Here is a 25,651-nt window from a genome sequence, read left to right on the forward strand (position 1 = left end):
CATGTCTTCGGCGTCGGCGCTGTCGACGCTGTTTTTCCAAGCACTAAGGATTTCGTCATGTTCACCGCCGCCATTGTCACAGGCCTGGGCCTGGGCAGTATGTACGCCCTGCTCGCCCTGGGTTTCCACTTGACCTACGTGGTCTCGCGCACGGTCAACTTCGCTCAGGGCAGCGCCATGATGGTAGGCGCAGTCGTGGGCTACACGTTGTGCATCACCTGGGGTCTTTCGCTGTGGCTGGCGCTGCCGCTGACCCTCCTGCTCAGCGGCGTGTACGGGCTGGTCATCGAACGCTGGCTGGTGCGCCCGTTTCACAGCCGAGGCTCGCAAGCCTGGCTGATGGCGACGGTGGCGGGCGGAATCCTGGTCGACAACCTGGCACTGTTCACCTTCGGCAAGGAGCCGCGTCAGTTCGAAAGCCGCCTGGTCAACCTCAAGGTCGAGCTGTTCGGCAACGACATCGGCGCGCTGCAAATCCTGATTCCGCTGATCGGCGCGGCCATTGCGCTGGCGCTGTATCTGGTGCGGCGCCACACCCGTCTCGGCAAAGTGCTTGAGGCCTGCGTACAGAATCCGCGCGCGGCGATGCTGATGGGCATCAATGTCAATCGCGTGGTCGCCATCGCGTTCGCCGTTTCGACCATTTTCGCCGCCATTGCCGGCCTGTTGATCGCGCCGCTGTTCAGCGTCAACGCGGAGATGGGCATGTTGTTCGGCCTGAAGGCTTTCGCCGTCGCGATTCTGGGCGGCATTTCCAGTGCTGGAGGCGTCTTCGCTGCAGGGCTGCTGTTCGGCTTGACCGAGGCGCTGATCACGCTCTATTTCGGCTCGGCATTCACTCAGATCTTCACCTTTGCACTGGTGATTCTGGCGCTCGCGATCCGCCCTGACGGCCTGTTCGGCAGCAAGGCACTGGTGAAAGTATGAAAAACCTGCAAACCCTCCTCGGCCCTGTTTCCATTGTGGCGCTGGCGCTGTTCAGCGTGGCGGCAGCCTTCGTGCTCGACAGTTACTCGTTACTGGTCTTCACCCTCTGCGCGCTGGCCGCGGTGGTCGGTGTCGGCCTGAACGTGCTGATCGGTCTGAGCGGACAGATTTCCTTCGGCCACATCGCGTTCTATGCGATCGGCGCCTACGTCAGCGCGCTGATGACCCTGGCCGGGCTGCCGCTGTGGCTGGCGTTGCCGACTGCCGGGCTGGTGGCGGGCGGCGTCGGTGCGCTGCTGGCGATTCCGGCGCTGCGTGTGACCGGGCCTTATCTGGCGATGATCACCATCGCCTTCTCGTTCGTCGTGCATCACAGCCTCATCGAGTGGCGCGACGTCACCGGTGGGTCGAACGGCCTGATGGGCATCCCGCTGCCGGAGTTCGCCGGAATCGACCCTTCGATCCTGCTGGCGCTGATTGCCGCAGGGCTGATGATCGCCGCGCTGACGTTTTATCAGCGCTTGCATCACAGCGGCTGGGGCAAGGCGATGCGCGCGGTGAAAGCGTCGGAAATCGCGGCACGCTCGCTGGGGTTCAACCCAGTGTTGAGCAAGACCCTGGCATTCGCCTTGTCGGCGTCGCTGACCGGGCTGGCCGGTGCATTGCTGGCGCCGCTGCTGATGTTCATCAACCCGGAGTCGTTCCCTTTCTCGCAGTCGATCCTGTTCGTGCTGGCGGTGATCGTCGGCGGCAGCGGCACGCTGTTCGGCCCGGTACTGGGCGCTTTGCTCATCGTCCTGGTGCCTGAATTGCTGTCGGATTTTGCCGAATACCGGCTGCTGATTTTCTCGGTCCTGTTGCTGATCGTGCTGTGGATCGCGCCAAACGGTCTGCTGGGCGCCCTCGCCCGGCGCTGGATCAAGCCGATACCGCTGACGCCTCCGCTGCAGATCGACCACAAGCGCCTCGCCGATTATCTGGGCGGGCACCCGCACCGCGAGGGTCTGCACATTCGCGACATCGGCATTCGCTTCGGCGGTGTGCAAGCGGCGCAGCAGGTCAGCCTTCATGCACCGGCTGGCAGCATCACCAGCATCATCGGGCCGAACGGCGCCGGCAAAACCACGGTGCTGAACATGATCAGCGGGTTCTACACGCCTGACAGCGGCCGGATTGACCTCGATCAGCCGCTCGCCGGTCTGCCGGCCTGGAAAACCGCTCGCGCCGGGATTGCCCGCACGTATCAGACCACCCAGCTGTTTGGCGAAATGTCAGTGCTGGACAACGTGCTGGTGGCCATGCAGAAGGGTCGTCTGGGCTTCATTTTCAGCCGCGCCACTGCGCAACAGCGGGCACTGGCGCTGGATCTGCTGGCACTCGTGGGTTATCGCGGTGCGGTGAACATTCCGGCCGAAGACCTGCCCCACGTCGACCGTCGCCTGGTGGAAATCGCTCGCGCGCTGGCCACCGCGCCGTCGGTGCTGCTGCTCGATGAACCTGCAGCCGGGTTGAGTCGTCGAGACACCGACGCGCTGGCCGATGTGTTGCGTCAGTTGTCGGCGTTCGGCTTGACGGTGATCCTGGTGGAACACGACATGGCGCTGGTGATGTCGGTCTCGCAACGCCTGCTGGTGCTCGACGCCGGCAAGCCGATTACCGTGGGCACACCGGCGCAAGTGCAGCAGGACGAGCGCGTCATCGCGGCGTATCTGGGCGGCACCGATTATCAGGCCAGCCCGCGGGAAACCCAGTGGGACGGCTGTCACGACGCACGTCTTTTCGTCAAGGATCTGGTCATCGATTACGGCGCTGCGCCGGTGGTCAACAAGGTCAATCTGGTGGTCAATCCGGGCGAGCTGGTGGCGATCCTCGGTGCCAACGGTGCGGGCAAGTCCAGCATTCTGCAGTGCCTGGCCGGCCTGCATCGCGCTTCGGGCGGCAGCATTCTGCTGGACAACGAAAACATCGAACACAGCAGCGCCAGCAGCATTGCCGGTCAAGGCCTCGCGCTGGTACCCGAAGGGCGTCAGGTGTTCCCGTACCTGAGCGTGCGCGACAACTTGCTGCTGGGCAGCTACTCGCGCCGGGACACGTTCGACGCCGATGCCGAAATCGAGGCCATCCTGCAGCGCTTCCCGCGCCTGCGTGACCGAATCGACAGCCCCGCCGGACTGCTCTCAGGGGGCGAACAGCAGATGGTCGCGGTTGGCCGTGGCCTTATGGCCAAACCGAAAATCCTGCTGCTCGACGAACCGTCGCTCGGCCTGTCGCCCTCGATGATCGGCGAGTTGTACGACGTGCTGGCAGCGCTGCGCGACGAGGGCGTGACGCTGTTGCTGGTGGACCAGATGGCCAACCTCGCCCTGCAGGTCGCTGATCGTGCCTACGTGCTGGAAACCGGCCAGGTGATCAAATCCGGCAGCGCCGCGCAGCTGCGCGAGGACACCGAACTGGCGGCTGCCTACCTGGGCGAAGGGGTCACGGCATGAGCGCGCTGATCATCCACAACGCCCGCGTCGGCAATGATCCCGGGCTGTCCACATTGCTCGTCGAAAACGGCCATTTCGTCGAGGCCTTCAGCGGCGATGCGACGTTGCGCGAGACGCTCGATCTTGAGGGTCGGCTATTGCTGCCGGGGCTGGTGGAAACGCATATTCATCTGGACAAGGCCTGCATCATGCAACGCTGCCAGTTGCAAGCGGGCACCCTGGCGGAGGCGGTGCAGCAGACCCGCACCGCCAAGGCCCGATTCACCGAAGAAGATGTGTATCGACGCGGCGCGCAGGTGCTGGACAAGGCCATCTTGCAAGGCACCACGCACATGCGCACCCACGTCGAACTCGACCCGCAGATCGGTCTGACCGGCTTCAACGCGATACGTCGTCTGCAAGCCGATTACCAGTGGGCCGTGAGCCTTGAGATCTGCGTGTTCCCGCAGGAAGGCATGCTGAACAATCCCGGCACCGAAGCGTTGTTGCGCCATGGACTGGAAAACGGTGCGACCGTGCTCGGTGGCTGCCCTTACACCGACAGCGACCCGCTGGGCCAGATCGACCGGCTGTTCGAGCTGGCGGTCGAGTACGACTGCGACCTCGACCTGCATCTGGATTTCGACCTGAACCCGCAAGGCATGACCGTTGACCACGTGGCCCTGTGCACCGAGCGCCACGGCTGGGGCGGCCGGGTGACCATCGGCCACGTCACCAAGCTGTCGGCCTTGCCAATGGAGCCCCTGATCGCACTGGGCATCCGGCTGGCGGAAGTCGGCGTGCAGGTCACCTGCCTGCCGAGCACCGATCTGTTCCTCACCGCCCGCGAGCACTTTCACAACAAGCCAAGGGGCCTGGCACCCTTGGCGCACCTGCATGCCTGCGGCGTGACCTGCTCGGTCTCGACCAACAACATCGGCAACCCGTTCACGCCCTACGGCGACGCCTCGCTGGTGCGCCAGGCCAACCTGTTCGCCAACGTCAGCCAACTGGGCACCGTGGCGCAATTGCTGCAATGCCTGGCGTGGGTATCGACCGAGTCAGCGCGGCTGCTGCGTCTGCCACACTACGGCCTGACGCCCGGTTGCCACGCCGACTTCATCGTCTTCGACGCCCCCTCACCCGCCGCCGTGATCGCCGAAATCAACCCGCCCCTGATGGGATACAAACGCGGCAAACGCACCTTCGAACGCCCGCAAGGCAGACTGCTCATGCCTGATTGACCGCTTTGACAGCAGGTGCCCCTGTAGGGGCGCGCTTGCTCGCGATCGGCTGCGAAGCCGTCGTGAAACCAGCCTCCGCGGTTTGTCTGATGGAACGCATTTACCGGTTTTGCTGCCGGTACCCGGCAGATCGCGAGCAAGCTCACTCCTATAGGTATCGCGCCCATTTCCAAATCCGTCAGCGCTACCTAACCCATGTAGGAGCGTGGCTTGCCCGCGATCGGCTGCGCAGCAGTCGTGAATCAGCCTCCGTGGTTTGTCTGATATAACGCAGTTACCGGTTTTGCTGCCGGTACCCGGCCGATCGCGTGCAAGCTCACTCCCACAGGTATCGCGCCCATTTCCAAATCCGTCAGCGCCACCTAACCCTTGTAGGAGCGAGCTTGCCCGCGATCGGCTGCGAAGCAGTCGTGAATCAGCCTCCGTGGTTTGTCTGATAGAACGCATTTACCGGTTTTGCTGCCGGTACCCGGCAGATCGCGAGCAAGCTCACTCCCACAGGTCTCGCGGCCCATTCCCAAATCCGTCAGCGCCGCATAACCCTTGTAGGAGCGTGGCTTGCCCGCGATCGGCTGCGAAGCAGTCGTGAATCAGCCTCCGTGGTTTGTCTGATAGAACGCATTTACCGGTTTTGCTGCCGGTACCCGGCAGATCGCGAGCAAGCTCACTCCTACAGGTCTCGCGCCCATTTCCAAATCCGTCAGCGCCGCATAACCCTTGTAGGAGCGTGGCTTGCCCGCGATCGGCTGCGCAGCAGTCGTCAAACCGGCCGTGGCGTTCAGTCCTTCAATGCCTGCTTGAGGTTGAATTCGGCGGGGGCGGCGGACTCGAGGGCCAGTTGTCCTTCCAGTTCGTCCAGATGCTCGATCATGACGGCGACGGCTTTCTCGTGATCACCGGCTTCCAGCGCGGTGATGATCTGCTGGTGCTCGTCCGATGCACAGGACGGCACGTCATTGCGTTGGTACAAAGCCACGATCAGCGAGCTGCGGACCATGAGGTTGCCGAGAATTTCACTGAGCACGGTGTTGCCGCAGATCGCGCCGAGCATCAGGTGAAACTCGCTCAGCTCGCGCACGATGGCCCGGCGATCGGTGTCGTTGGTTGCCTTGCGCTCATTGTTCATGTGAGTGGCGATGCGTTGGCGCTGCTTGCGCATGATCGCAGGGGTGATGGATTCGACAATCGCCCGCTCGATGGCGCGACGGGCGCTGAAGATGTCCCGCGCCTCCTTGGCGGTCGGCTGGGCGACCATCGCACCGCGATTGGCCTCGATGGTCACCACTTTCTGCAGGGCAAGGCGTTGCAGCGCGGCCTGCACATGGTTGCGGTTGGCTTGCAGGGTTTCGACGATCTGCGCTTCGATCAAGCGCGTGCCGGGCGGCAGACGATGCTGGGCGATAGCCTTGTACAACGCATCGACGATGCGCTGAACTTCAAGCTGTTTGGCGGTGACTGTGCTCAAGCCCATCCATTCCTCATCTGTACAAAGAACCTCATGCCACGCGCGCGACGCGGGCGGGCGGGCAACGGGCGGCATTATCCGCCAGCGCCCGAGGCACGGCAATCAATCGCGCAGTCCCAGGCCGACGCCCTCGCCGCGGGGATCATGCAAGGCATGGCGGACACCCTCGCGATCGATACTGATGATCCCGGCGTGCCCGGTCATGGGGCTCTGCGCAGGGATCATTTCCACGTCGTGGCCGCGCTGCGCAAGGCCGAGGGCGGTGTCGGCGCCGATGTCGCTTTCCAGCTTCAGGTTGTCGGTGCTGTCGAAGAAACTGCGCCCCAGCAAAAAGCGCGGCGTGCTCAGCGCGCGGTCGATGGGCTGGCGATAGTCGATCAACTGGGTGGCGAGCACCATCTGCGTTTGCGGCTGGCCGTCGCCGCCCTGGGTGCCGAAGAAGAACCGGCGGCCATCGTCCGCCAGATAGCATGATGGATTGAGGGTGTGCGCCGGCCGCTTGCCCGGTGCCCAGCCGTTGACATGGGACGGATCGGCGTTGAAGCCGGCCGCACGGTTCTGCCACAGCACGCCGGTGTCGCCCAACATGCAACCTGAACCGAAGTCGTGGAACAGACTCTGGATCAGACACGCCGTGCGGCCTTGTTCGTCGGTGGCGGCCATCCACACGGTGTCGGCGGGACGCCCAGGCTCGTTCCACGGCGCCGCGCGCTGATCGTCGATCGCGGCGGCGTAGCGTTCGATGCTCGCTGGCGACAGAGTGGTCGCGAAATCCCACTGCCCGTGAGCCGGATCGCACAATTCGGCATTGCGCCTGAGCAAGCCCTGTTTGATCGCCTCGACCAGCCGGTGATAGTACGCTGCGCTGCCATTGGCGATGTCGGCCAGCGGCTTGTGCTGCAGAGACGCCATCGCCTGCAAGGTGTAAAGCCCCTGGCTCGGCGGCGCCACATTGAACAGCCGCCCCTGACGATAACGCACGTAAAGCGGCGCCACCTCCATCGCCTGAGTGGCGCGCAAGTCAGCGCCCGTCAGCCCGCAGCCGAGCCTTGCGAACGCTTCACTGAACGCGCCTGCCAGCTCGCCGCGGTAGAAATCCTCGACGCCGTGGCGCGCCAGGTGCCGCAACGTATTTGCCAGCTGCGGCTGACGCAACGTGTCGCCCTCCTGCAGCCAGCGGCCATCGGTTTTGCACAGGGCGTGCAGATCGGGCAACTGCTCGATCAGCGGCTGGCGCAGGGTCTGCCAGAACAACTGCGATTGAGAGACGGCCACGCCTGCCTGCGCAGCGTCAGCGGCGTCTGAGAGCAGGTCCGCCCAGCCCATGCGCGAGCCCCATTGCTGGCGGCTGATGGTCGCCGCCGTCTGCCAACTGGCGAGGGCGCCGGCGGTAGTGGCCACCGAACTTGGCCCGCGCACGCCGATGCTGCCGGCGTCAGGCAAGCGCGCCCCAGCCTGACCGATCCCCATGATGGTGCGTACATCGCCGTCATGGATCATCCACAGGGCATCGCCGCCCAGACCGGTCATGTGCGGAAACACTGCGCTGAGCATCGCGCTGGCCGCCAGCATTGCATCGATCGCGGTACCGCCGGCCTCCAGAATCCGCAGCCCTGCGGCGGTGGCGTCGGCATGAGGAGTGGTGATGACAGCGCGGCGCGAAGTCGCAATCATGAGTCAGGCCCTTTTTGAATTGCTAGCTATTGGATATTTATTGCTAGCAAAGCAAAAGCTATGCCGTCACTCCGCGCGCTGCCGAAAGCCCCCTCGCCGACCTCAGAACAGCCCCATTTGGCCGCCGATCAGGGTGGCGAAATCGTCCTGCACGAACGGCAGGATGGCATCGGCGATTGGCTGCAGCTGGCGGGTGATGTAGTGGTCGTAGTCGATGGCCGCGCTGCGCACTTCCAGCGGTTCGGGACCGGCGACGGTGATGACGTAGCTGATCCAGCCGCGATTCTGATATTGCAGCGGTCGCCCCTGTCTGCGGTTGTATTCGTCGGCGATCCGCGCGGCGCGCACGTGCGGCGGCACGTTGCGTTCGTAGTCGTCGAGCGCCCGGCGCAGGCGTTTGCGGTAGATCAGTTGATCGTCGAACTCACCCGCCAGGGTGCGCCGCACATAGTCACGCACGTAATCCTGATACGGACGCCGATTGAAGATGCGCAGGTAAAGCGCCTGCTGAAACGCCTGCGCCAGCGGCGACCAGTCGGTGCGCACGACTTCCAGGCCCTTGTAGACCATTTCATCTTCGCCATTGGCGCGGGTGACCAACCCGGCGTAACGCTTCTTGCTGCCCTCTTCCGCGCCGCGAATCGTGGGCATCAGAAACCGTTTGAAGTGGGTTTCGAATTGCAGCTCAAGCGCGCTTTCCAGGCCGAATTCAGCGCGCAGGTGTTCGCGCCACCAATCGTTGACGCCGCTGACCAGCGCCTTGCCGATCTGCGCGGCCTCTTCCTGCCCGTGCGCCCGCTTGAGCCAGACGAACGTGGAGTCGGTGTCGCCATAAATCACCTCGTAGCCCTGCGCTTCGATGAGCTGCCGGGTCTGGCGCATGATCTGATGCCCGCGCAAGGTGATCGACGACGCCAGACGCGTATCGAAGAAGCGGCAGCCACTGGAACCCAGTACGCCGTAAAAGGCGTTCATGATGATTTTCAGCGCCTGAGAAAGCGGCGCATTGTGCTCGCGCTTGGCGGCCTCGCGCCCCTCGGCGACCCGGGCCACGATGGCGGGCAGGCAATGTCGGGTGCGCGAGAACCGTGCGCCGCGAAAGCCTTCCACGGACAGGCTGTCATCGGGGTGCTTGAGGCCTTCGATCAATCCCACCGGGTCGATGAGAAAGCTGCGGATGATCGAGGGGTACAGGCTTTTGTAATCGAGGACCAGCACCGATTCGTACAGCCCCGGTCGCGAGTCCATGACGAATCCGCCGGGGCTGGCTTCCGGCATGCGCTCGCCCAGGTTGGGCGCGACGAAGCCCTGTCGGTGCATCAGCGGCATGTACAGATGCTCGAAAGCGGCCACCGATCCCCCGCTGCGGTCGGCTGGCAGGCCGGTCACCGTTGCGCGCTCGAGCAAAAAGGTGAGCAGTTCGGTCTTGGCGAAAATGCGCGTGACCAGCTCACAGTCCTTCAGGTTGTAGCGCGCGAGCGCAGGCTTGTCCTCGGCGAACATGCGGTTGATTTCGTCCATGCGCTGGTAAGGGTTGTCGATGGCCTTGCCTTCGCCCAACAAGGTCTGCGAGACGTTTTCCAGACTGAACGAAGGGAAACTCCAGGTCGCCGAACGCAAGGCCTCGATGCCATCGATGATCAGGCGTCCGGGGGCGGAGGCGAAAAAGTGGCTGTTGCGCGCGCCGTGCTCGCGCCAGCCCATGACTTCGCCGCCACGGCCGAGGCGCAGCGGCACGTTCAACCGCCGCGAGTGTTCGTGCAACACCCGCAGGTCGAACTGCACGACATTCCAGCCGATGATCGCGTCCGGATCGTGCAAGGCCAGCCAGTCATTGAGTCGCTCCAGCAACGCCTCGCGGCTGTCGCAGTACTCGAACGCAAAATCGACCTGTGAAGCGTCGCCATTGGGCGGGCCGAGCATGTACACCTGACGTTCGCCGCAGCCTTCCAGCGCGATCGAATACAGCTCGCCGCGTTCGGTGGTCTCGATGTCCAGCGACACCAGTTTCAGTTGCGGACGGTAGTCGGGCGCCGGTTTCATCTGGGTGTCGAGCAGCACGCCGTTCTCGTCCTGCGTGCCACTGAACTGCACGGGCGCGGTGATGAAACGCTCCATCAGGTACCGCTCGGGCGGCCGCACGTCGGCTTCGTAAAGGTCGACGCTGGCGCTGCGCAGGTCCTTTTCCAGATTCATCAGTTGTCGATGCTGGCGCGTGTACAGGCCGAGCACCGGACGATGGCGGAAATCACACAGTTGCAGCGGCTTGAGCTCGACGTCTTTCTCATTGCGCAGCACGGCTTCGGCGCGTTCGCGGTGCACCGCGGGAATGAACGCCACAGAGGTCTGTAGCGGCAGGCGGACCTGACGCGGGCCGTCGTCGGTGGCCAGCCAGAACTCCACCTCCGTGCCTGCATCGGTATCGCGCCAATGCCGGGTCAGGACAAAACCCTGCTGTAAATCCACCGCTGCAACCTCGAAAACCGCCTCTCAGGAGCGCGATTCTACGGCGATCGGCACGGGAAAGCGCGCGGCGTTACGCTGTTCGCTCACAGCCGAGCAGGATGCGGCGCATGCGCCAGCGTTCAATCGGCGGGGAACAACCCGCGCCGATCGGGTATCACAACCTCACTCGCACATCATCTGAGGGATCCAGCATGCTCGTTCGACGTACCGCTCTGGCCGCTTCTGTCTGGGTTGCACTGCTCGGCAGCCACGCTTTCGCCGCCGAATTCTCCGCCGACGGCTTACTCAAGAAAGCCGAGGCCGAACAGAAGCCATATCTGGCCACACTCAAGCAATTGGTCGATATCGACACCGGCACCGGACAGGCGGCCGGCCTGAAAACCGTGAGCGCCGTGCTGGTCGAGCGGCTCAGGGCGCTGGGGGCAAGCGTGCAGACCACGCCTGCGACGCCTTCCGCGGGCGATAACATCGTCGGCACCCTCAAGGGCAATGGCAGCAAATCGTTCCTGCTGATGATCCATTACGACACCGTGTTCGGACCGGGCACTGCCGCCAGGCGGCCCTTCCGTGTCGACAGCGAACACGCCTACGGCCCGGGCGTTGCCGATGCCAAAGGCGGCGTGGCCATGGTGCTGCACACCCTCAAGTTGCTGCAGGATCAGAAATTCAAAGACTTCGGCAGCATCACGGTGCTGTTCAACCCCGATGAAGAAACAGGCTCGGCCGGCTCGAAGAAACTCATTGCCGAGCTGGCTGCGAAAAACGATTACGTGTTCTCCTTCGAGCCGCCGGACAAAGACGCCGTGACCGTCGCAACCAACGGCATCAACGGTGTATTCGTCGACGTCAAAGGCAAATCGTCCCACGCAGGTTCCGCGCCGGAGGCCGGGCGTAACGCCGCGATGGAGCTGGCCCATCAGCTGGTGCAACTGAAGGACCTCGGCGATCCGGCCAAAGGCACCACGGTGAACTGGACGCTGATCAAGGGCGGCGAAAAGCGCAACATCATCCCGTCCAGCGCAGCGGCCGAGGGCGACATGCGCTATTCCGATCTGGGCGAATCCGACCGGGTGCTCGCTGATGGTCAACGCATTGTGCGGAGCACACTCATCGACGGCACCGAGGTGACGTTCCGTCTGGACAAGGGGCGTCCGCCGCTGGTGAAAAACCCGGCCACCGAAGACCTCGCGAAAACCGCGCAAACCCTCTATGGCAAGATCGGCCGCAACCTGGAACCGATTGCCATGCGCTTCGGCACCGACGCTGGCTATGCCTACGTTCCCGACAGCCAGAAACCGGCGGTGCTGGAAACCATGGGCGTCGTCGGCGCGGGATTGCATGCCGACGACGAATATGCCGACCTCTCAAGCATCGCGCCACGGCTGTACCTGACGACCGCGATGATCATGGAGCTGTCCGGCGGGAAATGACCGGCCGACGCGCTGCGGCTCGCCTCGACGTGGCGAGCGCAGCCAGAGCACGCGCGCGCCGGGTCATCCCAGCGCGCCGGCGATCCCGGCAACGATCATCTCCACATCGGTCTCATCGATCACCAGTGGCGGCAGCAGGCGGATGGTCTGGCCGCGCGTGACGTTGATCAGCACGCCGAATTCTTGCGCGGCCGTCAGGCACAAATCGCGAATCGGCTGATTCAATTCGATGCCGATCATCAACCCCAGCCCACGAATGCGCACCACGTTCGGGTGGCTGCCGAGTGATTCACGCAGACGGCGCAGCAGGCGTTCGCCCTGCTCGGCGGCGTTGTGCAGCAAGCCTTGCTGTTCGACGATGTCCAGCACCGTGCAGCCGACGCGGCAGGCCAGCGGATTGCCGCCGAAGGTGCTGCCATGGCTGCCCGGCGTAAACAGACGCGCGACAGCCGCGGACGCCAGGCAGGCGCCGATGGGAATGCCGTTACCCAGCCCTTTGGCCAATGTCATGACGTCGGGCACGATTCCCTCGTGTTCGAAAGCGAACCAGCGCCCGGTACGGCCGATGCCGGTCTGGATTTCGTCAAGCATCATCAGCCAGCCGTTGTTGCTGCAATGCGCGCGCAATGCCTTCAGGTAGCCCGGTGGCGGCAGCATCACGCCGCCCTCCCCCTGAACCGGTTCGAGCAACACCGCGACGAGGCGCTCGCCGTAGGTCCTCGTTGCGCGCTGGACGGCGGCCATGTCACCGAACGCGACCTTGATGAACTCACTGGACATCGGCTGATAACCCAGGCGCGCCGCGCCGTTGTCGCTGGCCGACAAGGTGCCCAACGTGCGGCCATGAAAGGCGTTGTCCATGACCAGCACCAGCGGCTGTTCGATCCCCCTGGCCCACCCGTGCAGGCGCGCCAGCTTCAGCGCCGTCTCGTTGGCCTCGGCCCCGGAATTGTTGAAAAATACCTGCGCCAGTCCAGACAGCCGGGTGAGCTTGTGGGCCAGCCGCTGCTGCCAGTCGATGCGGTAATGATTCGAGGTGTGCAGTAGCAGACCGGCCTGTTCGCTGATGGCCGAGACGATCCATGGATGGCTGTGCCCGACGTTAGTCACCGCCACGCCCGCGACGGCGTCCAGATATTGGCGACCGCTGGCGTCCCAGAGTCGCGCGCCCAGGCCTTTGACGAAGCTCAGCGGCAGGGGTTTGTAGGTGTTCATCAGGCAGGCGGCGGTCATTGGCGAAGCTCCATCACAGGTTGTGATGCCAGTATCGTTAGCCGCGATTGCTGTATAAAGAGCGACTTTCTTGAGTCACTTTAAAGCGAGGCTTGATAATGGACGTATTTCAGGCGATGAGCGTGTTCGTCAGAGTGGTCGAAGGCGGCAGCATGACCGCAGCGGCGCGCCAGTGCGAAATGTCCACGACCATGGTCGGCAATCACCTCAAAGCCCTGGAGCAGCGTCTGGGGGTAAGCCTGCTGCAACGCACCACCCGCAGACAGAACCTGACAGAATTCGGCCTGCAGTATTATCGGCGCTGCGTTGACGTGCTGGGGTTGGTGGACGATGCCGAGCGCATGGCCGAACAGGTGCAAAGCCAGCCGGGCGGCACATTACGGATTACCGCCGCGCCGGCGTTCGGCGCGGAACGCCTGGCACCGATGCTCAGCGATTTCCTCCAGCGCTACCCGCAGATCAAGGCCGAAGTCGTCCTGAGCAATCAGTTGATGGACCTGGTCGAGCATGGCTTCGATGTCGCCTTCCGCCTGGGCGTGCCGGAAAACTCTGCGCTGATCGCCCGGCCCTTGCAGGACTACACCCTGACCATCTGCGCCTCCCGGCATTACCTGGAGCGGTGCGGCACGCCTGAAACCGCCGCCGAACTGCGCGACCACAACTGCCTGGCGTACGCCTATCCCGCCGGGGACGACTGGCGCGCCGCCGACAAACTGTGGCGGCTGACCGGGCCCGAAGGCGTCGTGGAAGTGCCGGTGTCCGGGTCGATGATCGTCAACAGCTCGCCGGCGCTGCGTCAGGCGGCGCTGGCGGGCATGGGCGTGGCGATGTTGCCGGATGTGCTGATCAGTGACGACCTGCAGGCCGGCAAGCTGGTGCCGTTGCTTCAGGATTATCAGCCACCGGGCCGGCCACTCTGGCTGATGTACCCGCAGGACCGTTACCGCTTGCCCAAGGTCAGGCAGTTCGTGGAATGCGCACTGGAGGCGTGGGGCCGGTAACCCCCAAGCGTCGCCCGACGCGAGTTCCGCACATTCGAATTGATAACAGGCATGTCGGGTATCAACCGACAGAAATAGTGCCTGAACCCATGCGTCGATACAGTCATTACAACCCTAATCAAATGAGTCGAGGTTGGAAATGTCACGCGCCATCAAATTTCATCGCTTCGGCAAAGCCGATGTGCTGAGTTGCGAAGAACAGCCTGACCGCTTGCCCGGTCCTCAGGAAGTGCTGGTTCGTGCCGAGGCCATCGGCATCAGCTGGGACGACGTATTGTGGCGGCAAAACCTGGCCCTGGCCGAAGTCCGCCTGCCCGCAGGCCTTGGCAGCGAAATGGCCGGTATCGTCGAAGCCGTCGGCGCTGACGTGACCGATCTGAACGTCGGCGACAAGGTTGCCAGCTTTAAGGCCATGAGCGCCAACCAGTATCCGGTCTGTGGCGATCACGTGCTGGTGCCGCGCAATGCGCTGACCCGCTATCCGCAAACGCTGACGCCCACCGAGGCCAGCGTGCACTACACGCCGATGCTGCTGGCTTACTTCGCGTTCGTTGACCTGGCAAAGGTGCAGCCCGGCCAGACCGTGCTGATCACCGACGCCACGTACAGCCCCGGCATCGCCTTCGTGCAACTGGGCAAGGCGCTGGGCTTGCGAGTGATCGCAGCCACCCAACACGCCGAGGACCGGGAATACCTGCTGGCCAATGGCGCCGAACGGGTGATCGTCACCGACGAGGATGACATTTGCCTGCGCATCGATGCGGTGACCCAAGGCCAGGGCATCGAAGCGGTGTTCGACGGTCTGGGCGGCATGCAGATGTCGATGCTGGGCGATGTGCTGGCGCCCCGTGGCAGCCTGGTGCTGTATGGCCTGCGCGGTGGTAACAAAACGCCCTTCCCGGCGCTGCAGGCTTTCCGCAAGAACATGCGGTTCTTCGTTCACTGCCTGGAGAACTTTACCGGCAAACCCGAAGCGGGAATCGAACAGGACGGGCCAGCGATGCAACGCGCGCTGCAGGTCATCAATGACCTCACGGCCAAGGGACTGCTCCAACCCGACATCCATCGCACCTGGCCGTTCGAGCAGTTCGGCAAGGCGCACAATCACCTCGACGACAAACCCGTGCGCGGCCGCGTGGTGCTGACGGTTCGCTGAAACACGCTGTGCTGCAGCGCCCGGCGCAGCGTTCCCCCGCCATCGATCCATCGCTTCCCGGCGTTTACTGAAAGCGAAGGTAAACGCCTGATCCGACACCGCACCTCTCCCCTCGTAAACATCAGGCAACAGTTGTCGGCGCCAAGGCAATTGACGCAAGGCGGCCGATAGCCACACTCCAGTGAGGAATCTTCAAGCCACCCGCTCGAGCCCTTGCTCATCAGGCTCGGCAACACGTCAAAGGAATGACCCATGACCACGCTCGACAACGTTCACCCGCGTCCCGCCCATTTGGACTGGATGGCGCAGACCCCGCACCTGGCGCCGTTGCGCATCGACGAATTGATCCTTCCAGGCACACACAATTCAGGCAGCGACAAACTGTCTCCCAATCTCGGCCTGCCGCAAGAACTGGCTCAGGACGTGGCTCCGTTCGAACAGATGCGTCAAGGCATCCGCGTGCTGGACCTGCGCGTATCGTTTTATGGAAAACACCCGAAAGGCGACCCCAGACGCTTTCAGCTCTTTCACCTGTCATCCTCGGGCCGGACCATTGCGGTCGACATCATCGAGCGCGTGCTGGATTTTTACCGAGAACTGGAAGCGTCAGGCGCAGCGGCTCGCGACATCATCATCCTCGATTTCCACCAGTTCGACGGTTTCACCCCGCAGGCGCACCAGGAATTGCAAGCGTTGCTGAGCGATCGACTGCGCCAGCGACTGCTGCCCAGAGCATCGTCCACCCTGACCCTGGAGGAAATCTGGCGCAATCATCCCGGCAAAAACGTGGTGCTGGCCTACGCCCACACCACGCCCAGTGATGATTTCTGGCGCGGCGTCAGCCAGCGCTGGCCCGGCGAGAACCTGTTCAACACCAACACCCTGAAAGCGTTCATCAACGAGGTGGCCGCCGAGTACAAGCCCGTGCATTCACTGGTCGCCGTGCAATGCGCCAAGTATTCACTGCCCCTGCACGCCCCTACCGACCTCAGCCACAAGGTGGATCAGTGGTTCGAATCGGTCGACGAGAACAGCTTCATTCAGAACTTTTTCATCATCAACACCGACTGGTCGTTGCGCAGCGGGCTGGTCGCCAACTGCCGCCACGCCAATCGCATCCGCGCGCAACACAAAGCCAGGCATCCGGACCGGCCGCTGCAGCCGATGCGTCGGGCCGTCAGCAGCGTGTAATCAGCCCCTGCCTGGCAACGCGGGTCAGATGACGAATCACGGCGTCGGCATGCACTGCGGCCGGCGCCTGAATGACAGCGAGGTCGAATTGATCATTGGCGAAACGCTCCAGTGACTCGTCGGCGTCGATGAACTGGATGAGGAAGGCATGGGGACCGTTCTGGCGACGGGGCCAGCCATCCAGATAACGCAGCAGCGTCGGCTGATGGGAACCGCCCAGAAGGATTTTCGGATTACGACGATTGAACTGACTGGCGATTGGAGCCAGGCGAACGAGGGGGCGCGGGTTGGCGTAACTGCTCATAGTGTCTTCTCTGCCTCAGTGTTCCGCTGGGCAGCGGTGAGAGGCAACACCGAACCAGCGCTTTAGCGGTATTTCGACGGCGTTTTCACGTCATCAGGCGCCCCGCAAGTAGCTGTTTAAATCGGCGCATGCGGCATCCTAGAGAAGCCGCACGGGAATTGTCAATTGGCGCTTTGGATGGCGTTGCAGGCAGGGACGAAAAACCTCTGTCGTCTTCTGATTTGCCCGAGGCGGCGATTCGGGATCGCCGACTTGAGCATGCCAGGAGACGACAGAGGCGATGAAGCCGGGTTACTTGCTGGCGATCAACCGGTCCAGCGACAGGCGACCGGCACCTTCGAACAGCACCGCGACGGCACCTGCAATCAGCGCCAGGCCGAACTCATAACCGTTATTGGCCATGAACAGACCGTTGTGGATGTGCACCGAAAGGATCGCCACCACCAGCATCACGATGATCACCAGCGCGGCGGGACGTGCCAACAGACCGAGGAACAGTGCCAGACCGCCGAAGAATTCAGCGCTACCGGACAGCAGCGCCATCAGATAGCCGGGATTCAGCCCCAGGCTGGCCATGTACTGGCCGGTGCCTTCCAGACCGTAACCACCGAACAGGCCGAACAACTTCTGGCTGCCGTGCGCCATCAGGATGATGCCGACGATGATGCGCAGTGCGGTGATGCCGTAGCCGGCGCGGGTGGTGAACAGGGATTTGATTTGAGCGTTCATGGAGCTAATTCCGTTTGCGTTAGAGAATGGCGCCATCTTAATCGGATTAACAAATATGAAAATCGCAAAAAACGCATCTAACCCATCGAATTATTGAATCTATATTCATTATCGCGGACGCGCGTCAGGGTCTTCCAGCGAACTGCGCGCCTGGTCGTACGCCAGGTAGTATTTATTCACGCTGTTGACGTAGCTGACGACGTTCTTGCCGCCCTGCTCCATCGCGACCCGCTCGACCTGAAAAAACCACTGGTTCGGGTTCAGGCCCTGGCGTCTGGCCTCGGTGCGCATGGCCTGCACACGTTCCGGCCCCAGGTTATACGCCGCCAGCGTGAACGCCATGCGCTCGCGCTCGTTGATCTTCGGGCTGGAGAAAAACTTGCGCCGAATCATCGCCAGGTATTTGCTCGCCGCCTGGACGTTGCCGTCTATATCGTGAATGTTGCCAACGCCGACACGCTGCGCGGCGGACGGGGTGATCTGCAACAAGCCGGTGGCGCCGCTGCCCCCTTTGGCGCCGGGGTTGAGCGCCGACTCCTTGAACGCCAGGGCGGCCAGGTCCAGCCAGTCCATTTTCTGCGCATCGGCATGCAGTTGCAGGGTTGGACGCAGCTTTTCCAGGCGCAGACGATCGGCTCGCGCCAGTGGGTTGTGGATCTGATACAAATCCTTGTAGGCCTTCTGGAAGGCCACGTCCTGATTGCCGGGCACCTCGTAGGTTTCCAGGAAGCGGTTGACCGCTGCGTGCAGCATCACGGCGTCCTTGCGCACGAACCAGTTCATGTCGCCCGGATCACTCAGCGCCACCGACCGGTCCAGCCGCAGTCTGGGCATCACCTTGGCCCAGCGCTCGGCAATGGGCTGCTCGACCACGGTCAGGTGATAGATCCCGGCCTGAACCATTTCCAGCACATCTTCGACGGCCAGACTGGGATCGACCCACTCGATCTTCACCGGCGGCAGCTTGCGCAACGCAAGCTTCTGGTTGAGTTGAATGATTGCCGCGTCGGCGGCGCTGCCGCTGGTCAGCATCAGCGTGCGCCCGGAAAGCTGCTCGGGGTGTTTGAAGCTGCGCTCGCCCTTGACCCCGACAACCACCAGCGGCACGTGGCTGGCGACCGGTTCGGTGGCGTCGACATAACGGGCGGCACTGGCGTCGAGCAATTCGCCCGGCGCAACCAGATCGCCTTCGCCGCGCTGCAATGCGGCCAGCAACTGATCCTTGGCCTTGGGAATGAGCTTGAGGGTGATTTTCTGGCCATCGCGGGCGTGGCCGTTGAGGTATTTCTCGAATGCCTGCAAGCGACAGTATTCGATGCCGACCGGTTCGCCTTTCACTTCACCCGAACTGTTGCGGCTCTGATTGACCAGCACGCGCAACACCTTGCTGCTGCGAATGGCGGCCAGATCGCGCACCTGGCTTTTCTTGATCACCACCGGCGGACCAGCAGGACGAGCCGATGCGTGGGTGGGCACCAGCAACAGGCACAGCAATGAGATCAGAGAGGCTCGGATCATTGACGCTCCGGGAAAAGGCCGAAAATACGGGCTTGAAGCCTGTGCAGGACAGTCACTTGCGCCGCGGCGTGCGCCACGACCGGCAACCTCACAGGGATCTAATAATTCTAAGCAGTTGAACCTGCTTGTTTTTTATCGCTTCAATCGCTCTGGTATTCTTCTCGGCCTCTGGCCTGAGGTAGCACCATGCAATTAATCGACATCGGCGTCAACCTGACAAACGCAAGCTTCGCCAACCGGGAGCGTGAGGTCCTGGACCGCGCGTACGCCGCGGGCGTCAAGCAATTGGTGCTCACCGGCACTGACGTCGAAAGCAGCGAACAGGCGCTGCAACTGACCCGCCAGCTGGACGAAAGCGGCCAGCGTCTGTTCAGCACCGCGGGCATCCATCCCCATTCGGCAAGCGCCTGGACCTCAGCAACCGAGAAACAGCTGCAGGCCCTGTTGAACGAAAAACCGGTGTGCGCAGTGGGCGAATGCGGGCTGGACTTCAACCGCGACTTCTCGCCACGGGCGCAACAGGAAAAGGTGCTGGAGGCGCACCTGGCACTGGCCGTCTCCTTGCAGATGCCGGTGTTTTTGCATGAGCGTGATGCCGATGAACGCCTGCTGGCGATTCTGCGCGATTATCGCGATCACCTGCCCGCGGCCGTGGTGCACTGCTTCACCGGCGAAAAGCGTGCGCTGTTCAATTATCTGGACATGGACCTGCACATCGGCATCACCGGCTGGATCTGCGACGAACGACGCGGCACCCACCTGCATCCGCTTGTGCGCGACATTCCCCGTGGCCGCCTGATGCTGGAGAGCGACGCGCCCTACCTGCTGCCCCGTACGTTGCGGCCAAAACCGAAAAACGGCCGTAACGAACCCGCCTACCTGCCCGAAGTGCTACGCGAAGTCGCCCTGCACCGGGGCGAAAGCGAGGCCGATGTCGCCGCCCACACAACGGCGTGCGCACGTGCATTCTTCGGATTGCCGAGCCTGACGGACTGATACCGCCGTTCAGCACCCGATCCGTCGGGTTGCCTGACCTTCGTTAAAGATCAGCCCGAGCCAGAGGCGACTGAGCAGTCGCCCTCGCAGGCCAGCGCACGCCTGCCCTGCTCCCTGGAACATAAGCGCACCGGTGAAACCTTGATGCAGATCAACGCCGGTGACCTGCACAGTTGAGAAAATACTGGCACCTTGCCTTATCACGTGCATCCACAGAAGAGCTTTATCATGAGCCGCTGGCTGAGCAACATTTCCCTGAAATACAAGTTCTGGGCGGTCAATGCCGTCGCTTTCGTGACCACCCTGCTGCTGGTGTTGTATGCCCTGCAGCTCGAGCAACACAGCCGGGCCGACGATGCGCGTAACGCCGCCCGGTCTCAAGCGACGCTGCTCTCGGCCTGGCCCGCCGGCCAGCCGCTGCCGAGGGCGGAGGGTCTGCTGATTTTCCAGGCAGGCCAGACGCCACAGCTCAACGGTCAGGCCCTGACGGAACTGGCACAGGCCAGCGGCTGGGTGGACCTGTCAGGCGCTGCGTCATTGAACGATGTCCCCGTGATCGGCGCTCAGGTGATGACCTTGGGTGATCGCCGTGTCGCAGTGCTGGCCGCTGCGCCTGACCTGCCGCAACTGCTGGCCGACCACTTCAGTCATTACGCAATCGCGGTTTTCTTCCTGATGCTGGCCATGCTCAGCGCATCGCAATTGCTGATCCGTTTTCTGCTCACCCACCTCAACACGCTCAAGGACGTGATGCTCCACGTCAAGAAAAGCGGCGACCTCTGCGCCCGGGTGCCGCTGGCCGGTGAAGATGAAGTCGGGCAGATGGCCAAGGCGTTCAATGCGATGCAGGCCGGTTATCAGCGCATTGTCGCAACCGTGGCGCAGTCCGCCGCGCAACTGGATCAGGGCGCCGTGCACCTGGCGGCGGGCATGAGCGATGTGCGTCAAGGCATGCTGGGGCAGCAGAGCGAGACCGATCAGGTCGCCACCGCAATCAATGAAATGACGGCAACGGTCCATCACATCGCCCAGCACGCCAGCGCCACCCGCGATCAGTCGCAGAACGCCGACACCCTCGCCGGAACCGGCAAGGACGTCGTGGATCGGGTGCAGACGTCCATCGCGGGGCTGTCCAGCGGCGTGCAGCAAACGGCGGGCATGATTCAGCGGCTGGCCGAGGACAGCCAGAAAATCAACGGCGTGGTAAACGTGATTCACAGCATCGCCGAGCAGACCAACCTGTTGGCACTCAATGCGGCAATCGAGGCGGCACGGGCCGGGGAAATGGGACGCGGCTTTGCCGTGGTGGCCGATGAAGTGCGTAACCTTGCCAGGCGCGTACAGACCTCGACCGACGAAATCACCACGATGGTCTCGGCGCTGCAGGCCGGCACCCGTGACGCCGTGGACTTCATGCAGGAAAGCTCGTACAAGGCCGATGACTGCGTGCAGCATGCACGCGAGGCCGGGCAGGCGCTGGCCGCGATCACCGAGGCGGTGGCGCAGATGCGTGAGAACAATACCCAGATCGCCGTTGCCGCGCAGCAACAGAGTCAGGTGGCTGAAGAGATGAACCGGGCAGTGGTCAGTATCCGCGACGTCACTGAGCGCACCGTGCGCCAGACGCTGGATTCGGCCAGCACCAGCGATGAACTGGCGACACTTGCCGGCGCGCTGAACTCGGCCGTCGGCCAGCTGAAACTGCGTGGCTGATGATCGATCCACCAGCGGCAACGCGCGCGACCACGATTGACTGACACTGCTGTGCCCTATCACGGCCATAGCAAACGTCGATTCGCCGAGCTGAACTGTCGAGCCTATGCTGACTCTATCGAAAACACTTCTTATTAGTTTTTACGGAGGGTCAGCATCATGCCCAAGTTCATTGCCAACCTGCACATCGACGACTTTTTCAGCGCTGCGAGCAAGTCGGGCCTCTCGTCGAATCTGGTGGTCTCTTCCATTGCGTTCCCGCTGTCGATCGTCTCAGGCCTTCTGCTGCTCGACAGCGTACTCAATGCGAGCGTGACCTCCGCCGCCATCGGCGCGCTGGGTCTGGTGGCGGCCCAGGCCATCAAAGCCCGAGTCCAGTAAGGTCTCGGGCATGCTCCACGCAGGTGGTTTCACGTCAGCGAATCAGGTTAACCCACGCACGCTCAGCCAAACACCGTCACCGTCTGGCGACTGATCGCCACCAGCTCGCCCTTGGGCGTCCACAACCCCGCCGCAACATGACCATAGCCGTCACGTGCATGCTCGATCACCGCCTTGTATTGCGTCCAGTCGCGGGTGGTCATCGCCGGCAACGGCTGCACGAACTCAATGGTCCAGGTCAATGAACTGCCCGGCGCAGGTCTGGCCAGATGTGCCAACACCGCAGGCGGCCAGGTATCGACCAACGCCAACAGGTGCGCTTCGGTCAGCACTTCTTCCTCGACGTCACGCAACCGCGCATACCCGCCGATAGCCCGGGATTTCGTATTGGAAAACGGCATGCCGCCCAGCGCCCAGCGCATTTCCATGAACCGCAGGTATTCCGGCATCGCGCCGGCGACAAAAGGCAGCGCGGGCGACTCCAGCACCGGCTTGAATTCGGGCGCTGGCTCAGCGTTTACGCTGACCGATGATTCCCTCGCCGCACCGAAGCTGCCCTGTATCAGCGTCATCACTTCGCCGTTCTGAACCGCTCGTCCCAGCACCTGGCTGACCGCCTTGCCTTCGCGCAGGATTTCCACTTCGAAAGCAATCGGCACATCGATCGCAGGCGGCCCGATGAAGGAAATCGCCAGTGAGCGCACCGGCCGACCAGGCGCAACCCTGGCCTTCATTGCCTCGTAGACCAGCGCCGCCATCAGGCCGCCAAAACACGAGCGACCTTGAGACCAGGACGAAGGCACGCTGACGGATTGAGGATGGTCGCGTACAGCGTCGAGCAATTCGGAAAATTTCATGCGCACTCCATGGCGGGCGGGCGTCGGACATTTCCCGATGTTAGCGAGGCAAGATCCGCAGGACAGGGCTCATAAGTGCCAATCCTGCGGACAGTTCAGATCAATGGCCGGGACGTTTACCAAAACAGGCGTCGGACAGACGCTCCAGTTCCCGGTCGGATTTGTCCTCGGCGCGATGAATCGCCAGCTCCCATCCGGCCACGCAAGGCGCCAGGTCAGACTGATGCCGAGCCTGTTCCAGCCACTGCAAATGATCGTGCCAGTCGCCGAGTGCGCCTTGTGCGGCTTTGAGGCGTTTCTGCATGCCTTTGGGCTGATGGCTGAGTTCGGGGTAAGCCTCGGCGGCGTAGCGCACACGCTTGATCAGCAGGCGCAGGCGATGACGGTCATGGGCCGGATCGGCCATGGCGTCGCGCAGTTTCTTCCATTGCTTGTCCATGCGCTTCTCGATGCGCTGGCGCAATTTGCGCAGCAGCCCGTGGCGCTGCTGCGCGCGCAGGAAGGACGGCAACTGATCCAGCACGCCAAACAGCCGATTGAGCTCGGCGGACGTCGCCACGTTCGGGCACGCGGCATCCAGAAAGGTGGTGCGCTTGCGTGCGGCCCGGTCCAGCCCCTGCTCGCTGAGAAACGCCGCCAGTACCTGCATGTCTCGCAACGGCGTGGTCAGGTCGCCGACGCCCTTGGCGGCTTCTTCGATCTGATCGATGCCGGGCAACCCGCGCAGTGGTCGCAGCACGCTGCGAAGCCGCCGCACAGTGGTGCGCAGATCATGCAGGGCTTCGCTGTCGGTGGACGCTGCCAGCCGCGCATGGCAGGCCAGCAACTTGACGTTGAGACTGAAAATCTCGGCGATCAGATGATCGACCATGGCAGACATGACACGCTCCTTATGAATGTGGCTGCTTGCCCCTGATCGTGGACAAGCGCCATGGCAAGCTGCGTCGCAGGCGTTTCAAACGGCGCCGCAATTGCGCCGCCGAGCCGGAGGCGCCGGCATAACGCTGGGCCTGGAACTCATCGACAAAGCCCTCGATCGCTTCGGCGTGCTGGGGAAAATGCAGCGCCGCGCGCCGGGCAAAAGCCTGAGCGCCCTCGCCCTGTTGACGCTTGAGACCATGGCGCGCGAGCAACCGTTCGAAGCGATTGAACAGGCGCAGCTGAGAATCGCTTTCCCGACGCCAGGGCTTGAGCAGCCACAACGCCAGCAGCCCGAGAATCGCCAGCCCGGAGCCCGCGAACACCGGCGCCTGGACGCCGGAGAACCAGCGACCCAGCACCTGCAACTGCTGCTGGCCCTGATAGCCGAGCACCCAGCGCTGCCAGCCATAATTGAGGTTATCCCAACTCATGCGCAGGGCATTGACCCAGGCCAGATGCCGATAGCGCAACGCTGACATGGGTGAATCAGCAAGAAACTCCTCGCCCGAAGCCAGCGCCTGTTCCAGCCCCTGTTCGATGCGTGCAGGTGCCACCGCGGCGGTCGGGTCGACGCTGCGCCACCCGACGCCAGCCTGCCAATACTCGACCCAGGCATGCGCATCGAATTGCCGCACGCTGATGTAATTGCCGTCCGGGTTCAGCTCGCCGCCCTGGTAGCCGGCCACTACGCGCGCCGGGATACCCGCAGCGCGCAGGGCGAAGGTCATCGCCCCGGCATAATGCGCGCAGAAGCCGCTGCGGCTGGCGAACAGGAAATCATCGATGCTGTTGGGGCCAAGCGTCGGTGGCTTGAGTGTGTAATGGAACGGCTGCTCGGTGAAGTACGACAGCATGGCGTCCACCAGCGCATCCGTCCGGGGGTAGCGACGATGCAGATCGGCGGCCCATTCGCGGGCCTCGGGATTGCCTTTGGCGGGCAGTTGCAAAGCCTGCGAACGGGCGCTGTCACTGAGCGTGGTTTCGCGGACAGCGTCGGGCCATGACACAACGTTGTAGAGCATCGACTGCTCGACCGGACGTCGGCGCTGCCAGCGAAAATCGCTCATCTGCCGCGCGCCGGCCAGGTCGGTCTGCCCGACGTCCATCGTCATCAGCCAGGGTTTGCCGGTGGGCTCCAGCACGATGCTGTAAGTGATCTGCTCGCCCGCACGACGCCAGTCCGGCGCATCCGGCACCTGCGCGCGGGACGATTGCGACCAGCGCCGGCCGTCGAACTGCTCCAGCGTCAGGCCGCGCCAGTACTGCTGGCTGCGCGGTGGCACGGGGCCGTCGAAACTGGCCCGAAACACCAGCGAGGCCGACTTGCTCAACTCGGCGATGTCCCCCGGCGCCATGCTGTCGGACAACCCCGTCAAGGCCTTGTTGCTGGGCTGCGGCAGCGACCAGAGCGGGTCCAGCCGAGGAAAGAACAGAAACAACAGCAGCATCAGCGGCACCGCCTGCAGCAACAGCTTGGCGGCGAGCATCAGCGTGCCCGCAGGCTTGCTTGCAAGGTTCGACTGCTGCAGGCCGATCAGCGCCGCCAGCAGTGTCGCGATCGGCAGCAGCGTGAACAGCCCCCACAGCAGCGCATCCTCGAACAGGTAGCCCACCGCTACGCAAAAGAAGCCCAGAAAGATGAGCACCAGCGCATCGCGCCGGGTCTGCATTTCGAGCATCTTCAGGATGAACGCCGCGATCAGCAGCGCCGCGCCAGCGTCCAGCCCGATCAGGCTGCCACGCGCCAGGAAGATGCCGCCCGCAGTGCCGACCAACAGGCCCGACTTGATCCACGTGCCGGGCATGCGCACGCGCATGCGGAAGATTTGAATGCGCCAGAACGTGCAGACCAGCCACAGAATGATCAGCGCCACGGGCACGTGCAGCGCGAACGGCACAATCACCAGCGCCTGCGCGATCAGCAGCCAGTTCAGGCTGATCCGCGGGATCGGCTGGGCCAGTTGGGTCGAGGTCATG

Annotated in this window: 20 protein-coding genes; 10 read left to right on the plus strand and 10 right to left on the minus strand. The window is 63.2% G+C overall.

All coding sequences use genetic code 11. The features are described 5' to 3' along the window. Positions 1-57: 57 nt before the first annotated feature. The 3 genes from AAGQ88_RS16705 to AAGQ88_RS16715 are packed head-to-tail and all read left to right on the plus strand — an operon-like array spanning position 58 to position 4,639. Positions 58-927, plus strand: a complete 870-nt coding sequence (locus AAGQ88_RS16705; protein ID WP_093459172.1) for a branched-chain amino acid ABC transporter permease — start codon at positions 58-60, stop codon at positions 925-927. Beyond that, a complete protein-coding gene (locus AAGQ88_RS16710) occupies positions 924-3,416 on the plus strand; it encodes an ATP-binding cassette domain-containing protein (RefSeq protein ID WP_342652993.1) in 2,493 nt (830 codons plus the stop codon). The genes AAGQ88_RS16705 and AAGQ88_RS16710 overlap by 4 nt, the downstream gene beginning before the upstream one ends. Further along, positions 3,413-4,639 (plus strand): amidohydrolase family protein, encoded by a 1,227-nt coding sequence (locus AAGQ88_RS16715; protein WP_342652994.1) that lies wholly within the window; start codon positions 3,413-3,415, stop codon positions 4,637-4,639. The genes AAGQ88_RS16710 and AAGQ88_RS16715 overlap by 4 nt, the downstream gene beginning before the upstream one ends. Before the next feature lie 778 nt (positions 4,640-5,417). On the opposite strand, the gene AAGQ88_RS16720 is transcribed toward AAGQ88_RS16715, so the two are convergent. The 3 genes from AAGQ88_RS16720 to AAGQ88_RS16730 all read right to left on the minus strand — a co-directional run bounded on the left by AAGQ88_RS16720 (position 5,418) and on the right by AAGQ88_RS16730 (position 10,244). Then, positions 5,418-6,110, minus strand: coding sequence for a GntR family transcriptional regulator (locus AAGQ88_RS16720; RefSeq protein ID WP_285426780.1), 693 nt, complete (start codon positions 6,108-6,110; stop codon positions 5,418-5,420). 96 nt (positions 6,111-6,206) lie between these two features. Continuing rightward, positions 6,207-7,778, minus strand: a complete 1,572-nt coding sequence (locus AAGQ88_RS16725; protein WP_342652995.1) for a gamma-glutamyltransferase — start codon at positions 7,776-7,778, stop codon at positions 6,207-6,209. Between the two features lie 102 nt (positions 7,779-7,880). Next, positions 7,881-10,244, minus strand: coding sequence for a DNA polymerase II (locus AAGQ88_RS16730; RefSeq protein ID WP_342652996.1), 2,364 nt, complete (start codon positions 10,242-10,244; stop codon positions 7,881-7,883). Between the two features lie 191 nt (positions 10,245-10,435). On the opposite strand from AAGQ88_RS16730, the gene AAGQ88_RS16735 reads away from it, so the two are divergent. After that, on the plus strand, positions 10,436-11,674 hold the full coding sequence (locus AAGQ88_RS16735; RefSeq protein ID WP_342652997.1) for a M20/M25/M40 family metallo-hydrolase: 1,239 nt from the start codon (positions 10,436-10,438) through the stop codon (positions 11,672-11,674). Positions 11,675-11,737: 63 nt separating this feature from the next. On the opposite strand, the gene AAGQ88_RS16740 is transcribed toward AAGQ88_RS16735, so the two are convergent. Further along, the gene (locus tag AAGQ88_RS16740; protein ID WP_342652998.1) at positions 11,738-12,907 is read right to left on the minus strand and encodes an aspartate aminotransferase family protein; all 1,170 of its coding nucleotides are present in this window, start codon (positions 12,905-12,907) and stop codon (positions 11,738-11,740) included. A 98-nt stretch (positions 12,908-13,005) separates the two neighbouring features. On the opposite strand from AAGQ88_RS16740, the gene AAGQ88_RS16745 reads away from it, so the two are divergent. The 3 genes from AAGQ88_RS16745 to AAGQ88_RS16755 all read left to right on the plus strand — a co-directional run bounded on the left by AAGQ88_RS16745 (position 13,006) and on the right by AAGQ88_RS16755 (position 16,255). Then, entirely contained in the window at positions 13,006-13,908 is a 903-nt protein-coding gene (locus tag AAGQ88_RS16745) for a LysR family transcriptional regulator (protein ID WP_342652999.1), read from the plus strand. A gap of 139 nt (positions 13,909-14,047) precedes the next feature. Then, a complete protein-coding gene (locus AAGQ88_RS16750; RefSeq protein WP_285426786.1) occupies positions 14,048-15,064 on the plus strand; it encodes a zinc-dependent alcohol dehydrogenase family protein in 1,017 nt (338 codons plus the stop codon). A gap of 252 nt (positions 15,065-15,316) precedes the next feature. Further along, positions 15,317-16,255 (plus strand): hypothetical protein, encoded by a 939-nt coding sequence (locus tag AAGQ88_RS16755; protein WP_342653000.1) that lies wholly within the window; start codon positions 15,317-15,319, stop codon positions 16,253-16,255. On the opposite strand, the gene AAGQ88_RS16760 is transcribed toward AAGQ88_RS16755, so the two are convergent. From AAGQ88_RS16760 to AAGQ88_RS16770, 3 genes are all read right to left on the minus strand, one after another. Then, a complete protein-coding gene (locus AAGQ88_RS16760) occupies positions 16,242-16,559 on the minus strand; it encodes a class I SAM-dependent methyltransferase (RefSeq protein WP_342653001.1) in 318 nt (105 codons plus the stop codon). The genes AAGQ88_RS16755 and AAGQ88_RS16760 overlap by 14 nt on opposite strands. Positions 16,560-16,850: 291 nt before the next feature. Next, positions 16,851-17,288: a DoxX family protein gene (locus AAGQ88_RS16765; RefSeq protein WP_285426789.1), complete on the minus strand. Its 438-nt coding sequence runs from the start codon at positions 17,286-17,288 to the stop codon at positions 16,851-16,853. 108 nt (positions 17,289-17,396) lie between these two features. Then, a complete protein-coding gene (locus AAGQ88_RS16770; RefSeq protein ID WP_342653002.1) occupies positions 17,397-18,806 on the minus strand; it encodes a transglycosylase SLT domain-containing protein in 1,410 nt (469 codons plus the stop codon). Between the two features lie 186 nt (positions 18,807-18,992). Between AAGQ88_RS16770 and AAGQ88_RS16775 the strand changes: the two genes are divergently transcribed. From AAGQ88_RS16775 to AAGQ88_RS16785, 3 genes are all read left to right on the plus strand, one after another. Then, on the plus strand, positions 18,993-19,802 hold the full coding sequence (locus AAGQ88_RS16775; RefSeq protein ID WP_342653003.1) for a TatD family hydrolase: 810 nt from the start codon (positions 18,993-18,995) through the stop codon (positions 19,800-19,802). Positions 19,803-20,030: 228 nt separating this feature from the next. Then, a complete protein-coding gene (locus AAGQ88_RS16780; RefSeq protein WP_342653004.1) occupies positions 20,031-21,515 on the plus strand; it encodes a methyl-accepting chemotaxis protein in 1,485 nt (494 codons plus the stop codon). A 159-nt stretch (positions 21,516-21,674) separates the two neighbouring features. After that, positions 21,675-21,896, plus strand: a complete 222-nt coding sequence (locus tag AAGQ88_RS16785) for a hypothetical protein (RefSeq protein WP_342653005.1) — start codon at positions 21,675-21,677, stop codon at positions 21,894-21,896. A 62-nt stretch (positions 21,897-21,958) separates the two neighbouring features. On the opposite strand, the gene AAGQ88_RS16790 is transcribed toward AAGQ88_RS16785, so the two are convergent. From AAGQ88_RS16790 to AAGQ88_RS16800, 3 genes are all read right to left on the minus strand, one after another. Next, positions 21,959-22,753 (minus strand): thioesterase family protein, encoded by a 795-nt coding sequence (locus AAGQ88_RS16790; RefSeq protein WP_285426794.1) that lies wholly within the window; start codon positions 22,751-22,753, stop codon positions 21,959-21,961. 100 nt (positions 22,754-22,853) lie between these two features. Next, complete coding sequence (locus AAGQ88_RS16795) at positions 22,854-23,633, minus strand: CHAD domain-containing protein (RefSeq protein ID WP_342653006.1); 780 nt, start codon at positions 23,631-23,633, stop codon at positions 22,854-22,856. A gap of 10 nt (positions 23,634-23,643) precedes the next feature. Next, positions 23,644-25,650 carry a DUF3488 and DUF4129 domain-containing transglutaminase family protein gene (locus AAGQ88_RS16800; protein ID WP_342653007.1) on the minus strand — a complete coding sequence of 669 codons (2,007 nt, stop codon included), beginning with the start codon at positions 25,648-25,650 and terminating at the stop codon, positions 23,644-23,646. Between the last annotated feature and the right edge of the window lies 1 nt (position 25,651).

It is taken from the genome of Pseudomonas sp. F3-2 (genome assembly GCF_038804275.1).
Lineage (GTDB): Bacteria > Pseudomonadota > Gammaproteobacteria > Pseudomonadales > Pseudomonadaceae > Aquipseudomonas.

Coding starts and splice junctions, on each gene's coding strand:
- AAGQ88_RS16770 (WP_342653002.1), bottom strand. CDS start 18,806: ATGATCCGAGCCTCTCTGATCTCATTGCTGTGCCTGTTGCTGGTGCCC.
- AAGQ88_RS16735 (WP_342652997.1), top strand. CDS start 10,436: ATGCTCGTTCGACGTACCGCTCTGGCCGCTTCTGTCTGGGTTGCACTG.
- AAGQ88_RS16755 (WP_342653000.1), top strand. CDS start 15,317: ATGACCACGCTCGACAACGTTCACCCGCGTCCCGCCCATTTGGACTGG.
- AAGQ88_RS16800 (WP_342653007.1), bottom strand. CDS start 25,650: ATGACCTCGACCCAACTGGCCCAGCCGATCCCGCGGATCAGCCTGAAC.
- AAGQ88_RS16765 (WP_285426789.1), bottom strand. CDS start 17,288: ATGAACGCTCAAATCAAATCCCTGTTCACCACCCGCGCCGGCTACGGC.
- AAGQ88_RS16790 (WP_285426794.1), bottom strand. CDS start 22,753: ATGAAATTTTCCGAATTGCTCGACGCTGTACGCGACCATCCTCAATCC.
- AAGQ88_RS16795 (WP_342653006.1), bottom strand. CDS start 23,633: ATGTCTGCCATGGTCGATCATCTGATCGCCGAGATTTTCAGTCTCAAC.
- AAGQ88_RS16740 (WP_342652998.1), bottom strand. CDS start 12,907: ATGACCGCCGCCTGCCTGATGAACACCTACAAACCCCTGCCGCTGAGC.
- AAGQ88_RS16750 (WP_285426786.1), top strand. CDS start 14,048: ATGTCACGCGCCATCAAATTTCATCGCTTCGGCAAAGCCGATGTGCTG.
- AAGQ88_RS16775 (WP_342653003.1), top strand. CDS start 18,993: ATGCAATTAATCGACATCGGCGTCAACCTGACAAACGCAAGCTTCGCC.
- AAGQ88_RS16725 (WP_342652995.1), bottom strand. CDS start 7,778: ATGATTGCGACTTCGCGCCGCGCTGTCATCACCACTCCTCATGCCGAC.
- AAGQ88_RS16785 (WP_342653005.1), top strand. CDS start 21,675: ATGCCCAAGTTCATTGCCAACCTGCACATCGACGACTTTTTCAGCGCT.
- AAGQ88_RS16780 (WP_342653004.1), top strand. CDS start 20,031: ATGAGCCGCTGGCTGAGCAACATTTCCCTGAAATACAAGTTCTGGGCG.
- AAGQ88_RS16760 (WP_342653001.1), bottom strand. CDS start 16,559: ATGAGCAGTTACGCCAACCCGCGCCCCCTCGTTCGCCTGGCTCCAATC.
- AAGQ88_RS16705 (WP_093459172.1), top strand. CDS start 58: ATGTTCACCGCCGCCATTGTCACAGGCCTGGGCCTGGGCAGTATGTAC.
- AAGQ88_RS16710 (WP_342652993.1), top strand. CDS start 924: ATGAAAAACCTGCAAACCCTCCTCGGCCCTGTTTCCATTGTGGCGCTG.
- AAGQ88_RS16720 (WP_285426780.1), bottom strand. CDS start 6,110: ATGGGCTTGAGCACAGTCACCGCCAAACAGCTTGAAGTTCAGCGCATC.
- AAGQ88_RS16745 (WP_342652999.1), top strand. CDS start 13,006: ATGGACGTATTTCAGGCGATGAGCGTGTTCGTCAGAGTGGTCGAAGGC.
- AAGQ88_RS16715 (WP_342652994.1), top strand. CDS start 3,413: ATGAGCGCGCTGATCATCCACAACGCCCGCGTCGGCAATGATCCCGGG.